The following is a 12,568-nucleotide window of genomic DNA, read 5'->3' as shown; positions in this document are numbered from 1 at the left end:
CCCCATCCGCACTACGCTCTTAGACTCGCGAACCTGTCGCTTGGATGAACGATTGCACAGAAAACGAAATTAGTGCGTGCGGCCCTGGGGACGCGGATCGGTCCAGCGGAAGCTCGAATCGGCCACGGGCGCGTTGAAGCGCTGGTTGCTCAGCCGGATCGTAGTGCGGTTGTTCTGCGCGTCGAGCGCGACCCAGCCCTGCAGCTTGAGGCCCGCCGGCGCCGCCGCGTCCTTCTGGAAGACGAGGGTGATGCGGCCATATTCGGGATGCTTGTTGTCGTGCACCTCGACCGAGACGATGCGCGGATCGGCGGTGGGCTTCACGCTCGCATAGCCGGTAATGTCGCGGTTCGGATCGAGCAGCACGCGCAGCGGCGAGTTGCCGATCGGCCAGCGCTGCACCTGGCGCACCTGATAGTCGATGAAATAGAGGCTGCTGCCGTCGGCGACGATCAGCTGCGGCACGCCCTTCTCATACTGGAAGCGAATCTTGCCCGGGCGCTTGAGCGTCATCGTGCCCGCCACGACACGGCCGTTGCGGTCCTCCTGGGTGAAGTCCGCAGTCATGCTGGTGACCGCCTTGAGATGCTGCTGGACCTGATCCAGCTCGGGCGCCGGCGCGGCGGCCACGAGCAGCGGCGCAGCGAGCAGCGACAGGGCCATGGAACGGGAAAACACGGGAAAAGTCTCCGAATTGCTGGTCGCCCGGGTAGCGGGCGGGGCTTGAACGGGCTGTGAACCCGTACCCCACCCGATTCGATCCCGTTACGGATCCCCTTAGAGCGGCCGCCCGTCGGTATCCATCAGCACCTCGCGGCGGCCGACATGGTCGGGCTTGGAGACGAGATTCTCGCGCTCCATCCGCTCGATCAGCCGCGCCGCCGAGTTGTAGCCGACGCGCAGCTGGCGCTGCAGCCACGAGGTCGAGGCCTTCTGGCTCTCCGCCACCAGCTGCACCGCGCGGCGATAGGTCTGCTCCTCGGGGCTGTCCTCCCCGTCGGGCGCGCCTTCGAGGGTGAAGCCGCCGTCCTCGGGTTCCTCGGTGACCGCCGAGATGTAATCGGGGGCGCCCTGCGCGCGCCAGAAATCGGTGACAGCCTGCACCTCGTCGTCGCTGACGAAGGGACCGTGGACGCGGGTGATGCCCTTGCCGCCGGACATGTAGAGCATGTCGCCCTTGCCCAGCAGCTGCTCGGCGCCCTGTTCGCCGAGGATGGTGCGCGAATCGATCTTCGAGGTGACGTGGAAGCTGATCCGCGTCGGCAAATTGGCCTTGATCACGCCGGTGATGACGTCGACCGAGGGGCGCTGCGTCGCCATGATCAGGTGGATGCCCGCCGCGCGCGCCTTCTGCGCCAGCCGCTGGATCAGGAATTCGACTTCCTTCCCCGCGGTCATCATCAGGTCGGCGAGCTCGTCGACGATGACGACGATTAGCGGCAGCACCTGCAGGTCGAGCGTCTCTTCCTCGTAGATCGGCTTGCCGGTCTCCGGATCGTAGCCGACCTGCACCTTGCGGCCGAGCGTCTGGCCCTTGGCCTTGGCGGTGCGGACCTTGTCGTTGTAGCTCGCCAGGCTGCGGACGTTGACCGAGGCCATCATCCGGTAGCGATCCTCCATCTGCTCCACCGCCCATTTGAGCGCGCGCACCGCCTTGGGCGGATCGGTCACCACATCGGCGAGGAGGTGGGGGATGTCCTTGTACATGCTGAGTTCCAGCATCTTCGGATCGATCATGATCAGCCGGCACTGCTCGGGCGTCAGCCGGTAGAGCAGCGACAGGATCATGCAGTTCAGCCCCACCGACTTGCCCGAGCCGGTGGTACCCGCGACGAGCAGGTGCGGCATCGGCGCGAGGTCGGCGATCACCGGCTCGCCGGCGATGTTCTTGCCGAGCACCACCGGCAGGGTAGCGCCCTGTTCCTCGAACTGCTGGCTGCCGATCAGCTCGTGCAGGCTCACGCCTTCGCGCGTCGCATTGGGCAGCTCGATGCCCATCACGGTGCGGCCGGGGATGGTGGCGACGCGGGCGGAGATCGCGCTCATGTTGCGGGCGATGTCGTCGGCCAGCTGGATCACGCGGCTGGCCTTGATGCCGCTCGCCGGCTCCAGCTCGTACATGGTGACGACGGGCCCGGGGCGGACCTCGACGATCTCGCCCTTCACATGGAAGTCCTCAAGCACGCTTTCGAGCAGCCGGGCGTTGCGCTCCAGCGCGGCCTTATCGACCGTGGCGGTGCGGTTGGCCGGGGGCGGGGTCAGCAGGTCGAGCGGGGGCAGCTGGTAGCTGTCCTTGAAGTCGAGCGCGGCCTGCACCGGCGGCTTGGCGCGGGCCGGCGCGGTGGAGATGGTGCGGTCGGCGATCACCGGGCCGGGGCGATTGTCCGGCACCACCACGCGGCGCGGTTCCGCGGCGCGGGGCGGGTCGCGATCGAAGGGCAGGTCGTCGTCCGCGTCCGGATCTTCGTCGAATGCCGCCGCGGTCTGCGGGCGGGCGCGGAAGCCCGTGGCTTCGGGGGCGGTGACGATTCGATCCTTGCCGGTCGAGCGGGTGAAGCGCGGCATGCGGAACAGGCGCAGGGGCGAGGTGAACTCCAGCCGCATCCACCACAGCCACAGCCCGCCGAGCAGCAGCAGCAGGCCGATGCCGCGGCCGACCCAGAAGGACACCGCGGGATCGCCCGCCAACCCGATCAGCCAGTCGACGCCGCCCGCGATCGACAGCCCGATCATGCCCCCCATGCCGGCGGGCAGCCGCCAGTCGAGCGGCAGCGACCAGTCGAAATGCAGCAGCCCGAGCCCGATCGCGGCGAGCGCGGCGGCCGCGAGCGCGCTGCCTATCATCCGGCGCGGGCGTTCGATCGGACGGTCGATCATCATCCGGTGCGCCGCGAGCAGGCCAACGGGGGCGAGCAGCAGCACCGGCAGGCCGACCAGCGTGTAGAGGATGTCGGCGATCCACGCGCCGACCGGGCCCAGCCAGTTGCGGGCAGGGCCCGCCGCGGCGGTGTTCAGCGCCGGATCGGAGGCATGGTAGCTGAGCAGCGCCAGCACGAGCGCGACGGTCAGCACGAACAGCGCCGTGCCCGCCAGGACGAACCCGCCGCGACGGACGCCCGCCTTCATCGTGTCGCGCCAATGCGGCGCCTCTGCGCGGGACGCCATCGCCCAGCCTCCGGATCTGTAAGGAAAAACTTGGCGGAATCATCGCGCCTGCGGACTCCGCCGTCAAGGCGCGGCGCTTTACGGCACGCGTACCATCGCATCCGGGACTCGTCCCGTCGAACATTTTGCAGCGCAGCAAGTTCTTCCCTGCTATGCCGTTAACGAATTGCGCACCGGAATCGATGCGCCTGTGGAACGTATTCGCGGTCGCTGCTTTTGGTGGAAATCGCGAGCATTATCAGCAACGGGGCTGGGATTCCCGGCTTCAGTGCATTGCGCGGCAACGATGTTGGGGGATTCGGTAGTGGACACACGTTGGGCGATTTTTGGCACCGGCGGGATTTCGGCGAAGTTCGTCTCGGGTCTTCCTCATGCGCGCGGTGCGAAGCCGCACCTGGTGGTTTCGCGCAGCGCGGACTCGGGCCGACGCTTCGCCCAAGCCTTCGGCATTCCGGAGGTGGCCGAGGGCTATGACAGCGTCACCGCGGCGTCGCCCTTCGATGTCGCCTATATCGCTACGCCGCCCTCCGAACATGCGCGGCACGCGATCGCCTGTATCGAGGCGGGCAAGGCGGTGCTGATCGAGAAGCCGTTCGCCTCTTCGGTGGCGGAGGCACGCCGGATCGCCGATGCGGCCCGCGCGCACGGCGTGTTCTGCATGGAAGCGATGTGGACCCGCTTCAATCCCGCCGCCCGCCGCCTGCGCGACCTCGTCCGCGAAGGCGCGATCGGCGAGGTGCGGCAGGCGCAGGGCGCCTTCTGCTTCACCAACGAGCCGGACGCTGCGAACACCAGCTTCGATCCGCAGCGCGGGGGCGGGGCGCTCGCCCAACTCGGCGTCTATCCGATCTCGCTGCTCCACTGGCTGTTCGGCGCGCCCGAGGGCGTGGCGGCGTTCGGCCGGATCGGCGACACCGGCGTCGAGGAGGACGCGGCGATCAGCCTGCGCTTCGCCGCCGGGGTGGTGGCGACGGTCAACACCAGCCTGCGCGCGCTCGGCGACAACGGGCTGCGGATCGGCGGCACCCATGGCAGCGTCGCGTTCGAGGGCCCGATCTTTCGGCCTTATGGCGTGCGGCTCCAGCGGATGACCCCGCGGCGGAAGGGCAGCGACACCGGGCTCGGCCGCAAGGCGCTGCTCCGCGAACAGGGGCTGCCGCAGAAATTGTCGCAGCTCCACGGCCTGCTCACGCGCAGGGGCAAGGTCGACCGCCAGCTGTTCGCCGGCAACGGCTATCACTATCAGGTCGAGGAAGTCGGCCGCTGCCTAGCTGCTGGGCTCAAGGAGAGTCCGGAGATGACCTTGGACGACAGCATCGCGGTGATGGAAATCATGGACACAGTGCGCGAACGGATCGGGGGACAGGGCAAATGAAGATGCAGGGCGAAAGCACGGGCAAGACGGGCGTGGCCATCATCGGCTGCGGCTATGTGTTCGACCATTACATGACCACCGCCTGGGCGCACCCGGAAATCGACGTGCGCGGCGTGTACGACATCGACCTGGCGCGCTCGGCCAAGGTGTCCGACTATTACGGCTTCTCGGTCTATCCCGATCTCCAGGCGATCCTCGACGATCCCGCGGTGACGCTGGTGCTCAACCTCACCAGCATCGAGGCCCATTTCGAGCTGACCCGCGCGCTGCTCGAAGCGGGCAAGAACGTCTATTCGGAAAAGCCGCTCACCACCGATCTGGAAGAGGCGCGCACGCTGTTCCGCATCGCCGAGGAGCGCGGGCTCGTCCTGTCGAGCGCGCCGTGCAACTTCCTCAGCGACAGCGTCCAGACGATGTGGAAGGCGGTGCGCGACGGCGCGATCGGCAAGCCGCTGCTGATCTATGCCGAGTTCGACGACAACCCCATCTACCTGATGAAGCCCGAGACCTGGCGCAGCCGCACCGGCGCGCCCTGGCCCTATATCCACGAATATGAGATGGGCTGCACCTTCGAGCATGTCGGCTACCATCTCGTGTGGATGCTGGCGATGTTCGGCCCGGTGCGTTCGGTCACCGCCTTCTCCAAGGTGGTGGTGCCGCACAAGACCGACCAGCCGATGCACCCGGCGGACACGCCCGATTTCTCGGTAGCGACGCTCGATTTCGTCAGCGGCGTCACCGCGCGCGTCACCTGCAGTATCGCTGCGCCGGCAGACCACCGCATGCGCGTGATCGGCGACGAGGGCGAGCTGAGCACCGATACCTATCGGCACTACCAGTCGCCGGTGTTCCTCGAGCGCTTTTCGCAGCTCAGCCTCAACGCCCGCAAGGCACGCAGCCTGCGGCTCCAGCCGCTGTTCGGCCGCGGCTTCGGTGTCGGCGGGCGGGTGCTGCCCTTCGTGCGCCACTGGAAGTCGTTCGCGACGATGCGCGCCAATGCCGCGGGCAAGACCTCGTTCTTCAAGAAGCTGGTCGCCGGCGCCAAGCGCCGCGAGGTCGGCGCGCAGGACAAGATGCTCGGGGTGGCGGAAACGGCGCGCGCGCTGCGGATGGGCGAGCCGTGCCCGATCCCGCCCGATTTCATCCTGCACGTGACGGAACTGACGCTGGCGATCCAGGGCGCGGGCACGATGGGCAGCGCGGTCGCGCTGACCACGAGCTTCGTACCCTTCGAGCCGATGGCCTCGACCAGGGCCGATCCGCGCAACTATCGCGACAGCTATTCGCCGGGCTTCCTCGCCAAGCGGATGGACGGCTTCATCGAGCGGCTGCACCAGCATTGAGGTCGCGCAGGTGCAGGGGTTCGGCGCCCCTGCACCTGTTGACGGCTGGCAGGCGCGTGCGAACCTGCTAGGGCAGGGCCATGGACCAGGCGGACATTCTCATCCTCGGCGGCGGGCTGGTCGGCAGCGCGCTGGCGGTTGCGCTCGACGCGCATGGCATCAGCTCGATCGTGATCGATCCGGCGGACCCTGAAACCATTCTCGGCGCGAGCTTCGACGGCCGCGCCTCGGCGATCGCGAGCGCGCCGATGCGGATGTTCGAGGCGATCGGCGTCGCCGGGCGGCTGGCGGGGAAGGGGTGTCCGATCGAGGGCATCCGCGTCTCCGACGGTCTGGCGCCGGGCAAGCTCGATTTCGCGCCGGAGGACGATGACGGGGCGCTCGGGCATATGTTCGAGAACCGCGTGTTGCGGACCGCGCTGTTCGAGGCGGCGCAGGCAGCCCCCTTGGCTGATGTGCGGATGCAGACCCGCTCAGTTTCGGTGGAGCGCGGCCCGCACGGCGTGGTCGCGACCCTCGATTCGGGCGCGACTGTGCGCGCGCAGCTGCTGATCGCGGCGGAGGGGCGCAACTCCCCCACCCGCGATTCGGCCGGCTTCAAGGTCGCGCGCTGGACCTATGACCATGCCGCGATGATCGCGACGCTCAATCATGAGCGCAGCCACGAGAACATCGCCTACGAGATCTTCTACCCGCAGGGCCCGTTCGCGATCCTGCCGCTGCTCGACGACGAACGCGGCCATCGTTCGGCGGTGGTGTGGACGGTCCACGCCCGCGACGCGGCGGCGATGCACAAGATCTCCGACCGCGCCTATCTGGCCGAAGCGGAGAAGAAGATGGGCGGTTTCCTGGGGAAACTCGGGCCGCTCTCGTCGCGCTCCTCCTATCCGCTCGGCTTCCACCACGCCGCCTGGATCACCGCCGAGCGGCTGGCGCTGGTCGGCGATGCGGCGCATGGCATCCATCCGATCGCCGGGCAGGGCGTCAACGTCGGCTTCCGCGACGTGGCGACGCTGGTCGAGGTGCTGGTCGACGGCAAGCGCCTCGGGCTCGACATGGGCGATCCCGAGCTGCTCGCGCGCTACCAGCGCTGGCGCGGGCTCGACACCTTCATGGTCGCGCTGGCGACCGACGGGCTGACGCGGCTTTTCGGCATCCCCGGCGCGCTGCCCCATGCGGCGCGGCGCTTCGGCCTTGCGGCCGTGGACAAGCTCCCGCCGCTCAAGAACTGGTTCATGGGCGAGGCGCGCGGCGAAAGCGGCGACGTGCCCAAGCTGCTCCAGGGGATTACGGCGTAGGGCCACCCGCCGCGTCGAGGATGGTGCGGGCGGCGGCGAGGTCCTCGTCGTCGACCATCACCCGCACCGGGATCAGCAGGTAGCTGCCGTCGGCGATGCTGGCGCCGGCGTCGAACACGAAGCTGGGGATGTCGTCATCCTCCAGCCGGCCCTGGACGATGAAGGCTTCCTGCCGATTGAACCGGCCGAGTTCGACAAGGGCCATGGCGGCCTCCGATGATTGACGCGCATGGGGCATGCGCATAGCTTATCCGCATGAAGCACGATCCGATCGCGTCCGGCAAGCGCAAGGCGGTGAACCTGTCGCTCGACACGGGCGTGGTGGCAGCAGGGCGCGAAGTAGGTTTGAATCTCTCCCAGGTTTGCGAAGCCGCGATCCGCGCCGCCGCCAAGGCAGAGCGCGATCGGCGTTGGCAGGAAGAGAATCGCGAATGGGCGGAAGCCCATAACCGCTGGGTCGAAGAGAACGGGCTGCCGCTCGAACGTTATCGCCTGTTCTAAATGGCGCAGTTCGACGTGCATCGACTGGCGGGTGGCGGCTTGGTGATCGATTGCCAGGCCGATGACCTGGCAACCATCGGTACGCGCTTCGTCATCCCGCTTGCGAAGCCGGGCGAAAGCGCGCCGACAACGCCGCGCTTGCATCCGCAATTCGACGTGAACGGCGAGACGTTGGTCCTGATGACGGAATTCGCCGCGGCGATCCGAACCGCCGAACTCCGCGAGCGGGTCGCATCGCTCGGCGAGGAGCGTTTCCGCATCCTCGGCGCAATCGACGTGCTTACCGGCAGCGGCTGATCACGCCGCCGTCCCGCCTACCGTTAGCCCTTCCACCAGCAATGTCGGCTGGCCGACGCCCGCCGGCACCGACTGGCCGCCCTTGCCGCACATGCCGATACCCTCGTCGAGCGCGAAGTCGTTGCCGATGCCGGTGACGCGGTGGAGCACGGTCGGCCCGTCGCCGATCAGCGTCGCGCCCTTGATCGGCGCGCCCAGCTTGCCGTTCTCGATCAGATAGGCCTCGGTGCACGAGAAGACGAACTTGCCCGAGACGATGTCGACCTGGCCGCCGCCGAAGCTCTTGGCGTAGATACCCTTCTTCACGCGGGCGAGCAGCTCGGCGGGATCGTCCTTGCCGCCCTTCATGAAGGTGTTGGTCATCCGCGGCATCGGCGCGTGCTGGAAGGATTCGCGGCGGCCGTTGCCGGTCGGCTCGACGCCCATCAGCCGGGCGTTGAGGCGATCCTGCATATAGCCCCTGAGGATGCCGTCCTCGATTAGCACCGTCTCGCGGGTCGGCGTGCCCTCGTCGTCGATCGACAGCGAGCCGCGGCGATCGTGGAGCGAGCCGTCGTCGACCACCGTCACCCCCGGCGCCGCGACGCGCTCGCCGATCCGGCCCGAAAAGGCGCTGGTGCCCTTGCGGTTGAAGTCGCCCTCGAGGCCATGGCCCACCGCCTCGTGCAGCAGCACGCCCGGCCAGCCGGGGCCGCACAGCACGGTCATGTCGCCCGCAGGTGCCGCGACCGCATCGAGGTTGACCAGCGCCTGCGCCAGTGCCTCGTCGATCGCGCGGTTCCAGGTCTCGGGCTGGAACAGCCGGTCATAGACCACCCGCCCGCCGGTGCCGAAGCTGCCCGTTTCGCGGCGGCCGTTCTGCTCGACCACCACCGAGACGTTGAGCCGCACCAGCGGCCGCACATCGGTGGCGACGAAGCCGTCGGCGCGGACCACCTCGACCACGCTCCACTGGCCGGTAAGGCTCACCGAAACCTGCTTCACGCGCGGATCGCGGGCCCGCGCGGCGGCGTCGATCGTCTGGCACAGATTCACCTTGTCGGCGAAGGGCACCAGGTCGAGCGGGTCGGCATCGGTGTAGAGGTGGCGGTTGTTGCCCTGGGGCGGGGGCGCCTTGCCCTGCTTGGCAGGATCGATCAGCGCCATCGTCTCGGCGGCGCGACGGATCGCGGCGGCGCTGATCTCGTTGGCGTGCGCGAACGCGGTCGTCTCGCCCGAGACCGCGCGCAGGCCGAAGCCCGATTGCGTGTCATAGGCGGCGGTCTTCAACCGGCCGTCATCGAAGCCGAACGCCTCGGACTTGCGATATTGCAGATAGAGTTCGCCATCCTCGGCCTGTCCCAGCGCATCGGCGGTCAGGCGAACGGCAGCGTCGGGATCGAGCCCGTCGCGATAGAGGAAGGCGCGGGGATCGGTGGGAATGCTCATCCTACCGATATAGGAGGCGCGTGCGCAGAGTCACGCGCTCCCGCGGCGATCAGAGGCTGGAACCCGCCGGGTGATCGGGCAGCTGGCTCTGGTCGGCGCCGTCGGCGGGGCCGCCGATCAGCACGAAGCGGCGGTCGCAATAGCCGCAATCGACATAGCCGGTCTCGTCGATCTGCAGATAGACGCGCGGATGACCGAGCGCGGCGGGCAGGCCGGGGCCGGTGCCGTCGCAGGCAACGCGGGCATGGGCGGTACGGATGACTTCGGGCGGGGCGATCATGTCCCGCGCCTTAGCAAAGCGCGCGGGGGCTCGCAATCGGATGCGCGGGGTCTTAAAGCTGCGGCCCATGACCCAGGCAGCGATCGCGATCGACACTCTGTGCAAGACCTATCAGGGCGGCAAGCGCGCGCTGGACGGGGTGACATTCGACGTGCCGCGCGGGCAGATCTTCGGCCTGCTCGGGCCCAACGGCGCGGGCAAGTCGACGCTGATCAACATTCTCGCCGGGCTGGTCAACAAGACCGACGGCAAGGTCTCGATCTGGGGCTTCGACATCGACGCGCACCCGCGCAACGCCAAGGCGAGCATAGGCATCGTCAACCAGGAGATCCTGTTCGACCCCTTCTTCACGCCGAAGGAGACGCTGGAGATCCAGGCCGGGCTGTACGGCGTGGCGAAGGACAAGTTCGACGCAATGGCGCTGCTCCGCGCGGTGCACCTGGAGGACAAGGCCGATGCCTATTCGCGCACGCTGTCGGGCGGCATGAAGCGGCGGCTGATGGTCGCCAAGGCGATGGTGCATTCGCCGCCGATCATCGTGCTCGACGAGCCGACCGCGGGCGTCGACGTCGAACTGCGCCAGCAGCTCTGGGCCTATGTGAAGCAGCTCAACCAGCGTGGCGTGACGGTGGTGCTGACGACGCACTATCTCGAAGAGGCCGAGGAGCTGTGCGACCGCATCGCGATCATCAACCACGGCCAGCTGATCGCCAACAAGCCCACGCGCGAGCTGGTCGGCATGGCGCAGGAAAAGGTGGTCGAGGTGACGGTGGACCGCGACATCGCGAGCGCGCCGGACAATGCCTGTTTCCAGAAGGTGGAACTGAAGGGCGAGCGGGTGCTGGTGATCACCTACCGCAAGGACCAGGCGAACGCGGGCGAGGTGCTGGGCGCAGTGCAGGCGGCGGGGCTGGGGATCGTCGACGTGTCGACCCGCGAGGCGGACCTGGAGGATGTGTTCCTGAATTTGACGCGGGCGGCGTAAGAGGCGATCTGTCTCGGCGGCTTCTATGAGTTCGTCTTCTGGAAGATGGCCGTAACGTCGCTGCATGGATTGTTATGGAACGGGGCAGACTTGTCCCAGTAGCTTTGCGGGCCGCCTTGGAAGATGATCAGACGAGTGTTCGAGGCCCATTCAATTCGGGCTTGCTGGTCTTGATAATGCGACGCCGCGACACAGCCCGTCAGATACCAGTCTGGCTCCCAGGATCGCCGGACGAGGATGACGATCGAAGGCTCGCCGCCAACGACGACACGTTCCACTTGGGCAACGCGCTTCCCGTCGGGAGACCACGAACGTGAAATGACCGAGCGCTCGGAATCGAGGAAAACGGCAGGGCCCATGCCCCAATAGGGCAGGGTCAGGATCAGGAGCGCGACGATCCCCGCGATACTGAGAAGGATTGCTCTCGATCGCTTCACGCCAGACAGCGTGTCATGCGCAAGAAGCTATCGCAAGCTCTGCCGTCGTCCGGTCGAAAGCTGTGGCCTCTCGCGTTCTTGCCGAGGTGGTGCAGCGGGCGTTCAATCCACCAGCGGCGATGAAAGCGGATCGCTCGCCCTGTAAGTGATGCTTGCTCCCGTCGCAGAGGGCAGCTGCTTGGAAACATGCGCTTTCGACGCATGGGCGACGGCCAGCTTGCCAGGAGCGATCCAGACGACATTCGTCCAGATTGCGCCACCGCCAGCATCATCTGCGGCACCATGGTCGCTGTCGGCGACAAAAACCTCGGTGGCGGCTTTTGACGATTCCGCCGTGTGACCGATCAAGATCGCCGTCACATACCCCGTCGTCGCCCCACAGTCTCTGACGATCGTAGCAGCGAAACGATCGCTCCCCGGGTCACGCGCGACCTGCAACGTTTTTGAAGAACACATCGAATCCGCGCCGCATCCGACAAGAAGGAACAGCACACCACAAAGAAGCGGCCATTTCGTCATCGAGCCGTCACCGCCGATGTCTTCCAAAGAACGCCCACATCGCCTCGTTGTCCGCCACCCAGACATGGCCGGCGCCGTGCTTCACCCGACCGGCCACGTCCGCGGCGCCCGAGCAGCGGCTGAAGCGCTCCTCTTTCACCTCCGGCGGAATCACGCGTTCCACCGGCCCCGCGCGGCATCCGTTGAGATCCGCCCAGCGGACCAGCGCGGTGTGCATCGTGTACTGCCAATAGCCCGCGCCGCCGCCATGGATCGGATTGGTAGTGTCGGCATCGCCCGCGAATGCCAGTACCGGCATTGGGCGCGTGGGCGTGCAGGTCGCCGGATCGGGGACGCGCGGCGTTTCTTTCAGCGGATTGCCCGCGCGCAGGCCCACCACCGGGGCGATCGCGGCGAAGCGGTCCGCCGCGACGCAGCCGAGCCACGAGGTCAGCCGCCCGCCGCCCGAATAGCCGGTGGCGTAGACGCGCGACCGGTCCACGCAGCCCTTGGCGGCCAACTGGTCGATCGCAGTCTTCACGAAGGCGACGTCGTCGGCATCGTCGGGGCCGGGCACCTTGCCGGTCACCGTCGGCACGCCGGGGATGTTCCAGACGAAGCCGCCTTCCGCCGGGATGCCGCCGTCGGGGGCGGCGAGGAGGAAGCCGTGGCGGTCCGCGGTCGCCTCCAGCTTGGACTGGGCGAGGATGTCGGAGCCCTTGCCGGTGCTGCCGTGGAACACGAACACCAGCGGCAGCCGCGCGGCGCTGCGACCGGCCGGCACATGCACCAGCATCGAGCGCCCGGTGCCTTCGATCGCCACCGGCACCGTCGTTCCCGCTGGCCCGAGCCGGCACGTCGCCGCCTGCGCCGAGCCGCTGCCGAACAGCGCCGCCACTCCGATCCACCAGCCCAGCCGCATGCATCTCTCCTATTCGCTAACCCCTTATGCCCACGGGTA

The 12,568-nt window shown here is 67.7% G+C and carries 14 protein-coding genes; 6 read left to right on the top strand and 8 right to left on the bottom strand.

Translation table 11 applies throughout. The features are described 5' to 3' along the window. Positions 1 to 69 precede the first annotated feature (69 nt). Together ABIC65_RS20075 and ABIC65_RS20070 are read right to left on the bottom strand one after the other, a co-directional pair. Positions 70 to 663: a LolA family protein gene (locus ABIC65_RS20075; RefSeq protein WP_354311194.1), complete on the bottom strand. Its 594-nt coding sequence runs from the start codon at positions 661 to 663 to the stop codon at positions 70 to 72. A 114-nt stretch (positions 664 to 777) separates the two neighbouring features. Then, positions 778 to 3,165: a DNA translocase FtsK gene (locus ABIC65_RS20070; protein ID WP_354311093.1), complete on the bottom strand. Its 2,388-nt coding sequence runs from the start codon at positions 3,163 to 3,165 to the stop codon at positions 778 to 780. A gap of 304 nt (positions 3,166 to 3,469) precedes the next feature. On the opposite strand from ABIC65_RS20070, the gene ABIC65_RS20065 reads away from it, so the two are divergent. The 3 genes from ABIC65_RS20065 (at position 3,470) to ABIC65_RS20055 (ending at position 7,181) form a co-directional block, all read left to right on the top strand. Beyond that, the gene (locus tag ABIC65_RS20065; protein WP_354311091.1) at positions 3,470 to 4,540 is read left to right on the top strand and encodes a Gfo/Idh/MocA family protein; all 1,071 of its coding nucleotides are present in this window, start codon (positions 3,470 to 3,472) and stop codon (positions 4,538 to 4,540) included. Then, complete coding sequence (locus ABIC65_RS20060) at positions 4,537 to 5,883, top strand: Gfo/Idh/MocA family protein (protein WP_354311089.1); 1,347 nt, start codon at positions 4,537 to 4,539, stop codon at positions 5,881 to 5,883. Before ABIC65_RS20065 ends, ABIC65_RS20060 begins: the two co-directional genes overlap by 4 nt. An 80-nt stretch (positions 5,884 to 5,963) precedes the next feature. Next, on the top strand, positions 5,964 to 7,181 hold the full coding sequence (locus tag ABIC65_RS20055; RefSeq protein WP_354311087.1) for a UbiH/UbiF/VisC/COQ6 family ubiquinone biosynthesis hydroxylase: 1,218 nt from the start codon (positions 5,964 to 5,966) through the stop codon (positions 7,179 to 7,181). Here ABIC65_RS20055 and ABIC65_RS20050 read toward each other — a convergent pair. Further along, positions 7,171 to 7,386 carry a putative signal transducing protein gene (locus ABIC65_RS20050; protein ID WP_294329564.1) on the bottom strand — a complete coding sequence of 72 codons (216 nt, stop codon included), beginning with the start codon at positions 7,384 to 7,386 and terminating at the stop codon, positions 7,171 to 7,173. The two genes, ABIC65_RS20055 and ABIC65_RS20050, sit on opposite strands and share 11 nt — an antisense overlap. A gap of 50 nt (positions 7,387 to 7,436) precedes the next feature. Between ABIC65_RS20050 and ABIC65_RS20045 the strand changes: the two genes are divergently transcribed. Next, on the top strand, positions 7,437 to 7,682 hold the full coding sequence (locus ABIC65_RS20045; RefSeq protein ID WP_010542665.1) for a type II toxin-antitoxin system CcdA family antitoxin: 246 nt from the start codon (positions 7,437 to 7,439) through the stop codon (positions 7,680 to 7,682). Beyond that, positions 7,683 to 7,979 (top strand): CcdB family protein, encoded by a 297-nt coding sequence (locus tag ABIC65_RS20040; RefSeq protein ID WP_354311084.1) that lies wholly within the window; start codon positions 7,683 to 7,685, stop codon positions 7,977 to 7,979. It begins immediately after the preceding gene. On the opposite strand, the gene tldD is transcribed toward ABIC65_RS20040, so the two are convergent. Next, positions 7,980 to 9,407 (bottom strand): metalloprotease TldD, encoded by a 1,428-nt coding sequence (gene tldD / locus ABIC65_RS20035; protein ID WP_354311083.1) that lies wholly within the window; start codon positions 9,405 to 9,407, stop codon positions 7,980 to 7,982. It abuts the gene before it with no gap. Between the two features lie 49 nt (positions 9,408 to 9,456). Further along, positions 9,457 to 9,687 (bottom strand): zinc-finger domain-containing protein, encoded by a 231-nt coding sequence (locus ABIC65_RS20030; protein ID WP_064310624.1) that lies wholly within the window; start codon positions 9,685 to 9,687, stop codon positions 9,457 to 9,459. A 67-nt stretch (positions 9,688 to 9,754) separates the two neighbouring features. Between ABIC65_RS20030 and ABIC65_RS20025 the strand changes: the two genes are divergently transcribed. Then, positions 9,755 to 10,672, top strand: a complete 918-nt coding sequence (locus ABIC65_RS20025) for an ABC transporter ATP-binding protein (RefSeq protein WP_354311082.1) — start codon at positions 9,755 to 9,757, stop codon at positions 10,670 to 10,672. Positions 10,673 to 10,695: 23 nt separating this feature from the next. On the opposite strand, the gene ABIC65_RS20020 is transcribed toward ABIC65_RS20025, so the two are convergent. From ABIC65_RS20020 to ABIC65_RS20010, 3 genes are all read right to left on the bottom strand, one after another. Next, positions 10,696 to 11,109 (bottom strand): hypothetical protein, encoded by a 414-nt coding sequence (locus ABIC65_RS20020; RefSeq protein WP_354311081.1) that lies wholly within the window; start codon positions 11,107 to 11,109, stop codon positions 10,696 to 10,698. Between the two features lie 102 nt (positions 11,110 to 11,211). Further along, on the bottom strand, positions 11,212 to 11,655 hold the full coding sequence (locus ABIC65_RS20015; RefSeq protein WP_354311079.1) for a hypothetical protein: 444 nt from the start codon (positions 11,653 to 11,655) through the stop codon (positions 11,212 to 11,214). After that, positions 11,636 to 12,529: an alpha/beta hydrolase family esterase gene (locus ABIC65_RS20010; RefSeq protein WP_354311078.1), complete on the bottom strand. Its 894-nt coding sequence runs from the start codon at positions 12,527 to 12,529 to the stop codon at positions 11,636 to 11,638. Before ABIC65_RS20010 ends, ABIC65_RS20015 begins: the two co-directional genes overlap by 20 nt. Positions 12,530 to 12,568: the final 39 nt, after the last annotated feature.

It is taken from the genome of Sphingomonas trueperi, assembly GCF_040545665.1.
In the GTDB taxonomy this organism is placed as follows: domain Bacteria; phylum Pseudomonadota; class Alphaproteobacteria; order Sphingomonadales; family Sphingomonadaceae; genus Sphingomonas; species Sphingomonas trueperi_B.
This window is presented reverse-complemented; position numbering and strand designations above follow the sequence as displayed.

Coding starts and splice junctions, on each gene's coding strand:
- ABIC65_RS20075 (WP_354311194.1), bottom strand. CDS start 663: ATGGCCCTGTCGCTGCTCGCTGCGCCGCTGCTCGTGGCCGCCGCGCCG.
- ABIC65_RS20055 (WP_354311087.1), top strand. CDS start 5,964: ATGGACCAGGCGGACATTCTCATCCTCGGCGGCGGGCTGGTCGGCAGC.
- ABIC65_RS20045 (WP_010542665.1), top strand. CDS start 7,437: ATGAAGCACGATCCGATCGCGTCCGGCAAGCGCAAGGCGGTGAACCTG.
- ABIC65_RS20040 (WP_354311084.1), top strand. CDS start 7,683: ATGGCGCAGTTCGACGTGCATCGACTGGCGGGTGGCGGCTTGGTGATC.
- ABIC65_RS20010 (WP_354311078.1), bottom strand. CDS start 12,529: ATGCGGCTGGGCTGGTGGATCGGAGTGGCGGCGCTGTTCGGCAGCGGC.
- ABIC65_RS20050 (WP_294329564.1), bottom strand. CDS start 7,386: ATGGCCCTTGTCGAACTCGGCCGGTTCAATCGGCAGGAAGCCTTCATC.
- ABIC65_RS20030 (WP_064310624.1), bottom strand. CDS start 9,687: ATGATCGCCCCGCCCGAAGTCATCCGTACCGCCCATGCCCGCGTTGCC.
- ABIC65_RS20070 (WP_354311093.1), bottom strand. CDS start 3,165: ATGGCGTCCCGCGCAGAGGCGCCGCATTGGCGCGACACGATGAAGGCG.
- tldD (WP_354311083.1), bottom strand. CDS start 9,407: ATGAGCATTCCCACCGATCCCCGCGCCTTCCTCTATCGCGACGGGCTC.
- ABIC65_RS20025 (WP_354311082.1), top strand. CDS start 9,755: ATGACCCAGGCAGCGATCGCGATCGACACTCTGTGCAAGACCTATCAG.
- ABIC65_RS20060 (WP_354311089.1), top strand. CDS start 4,537: ATGAAGATGCAGGGCGAAAGCACGGGCAAGACGGGCGTGGCCATCATC.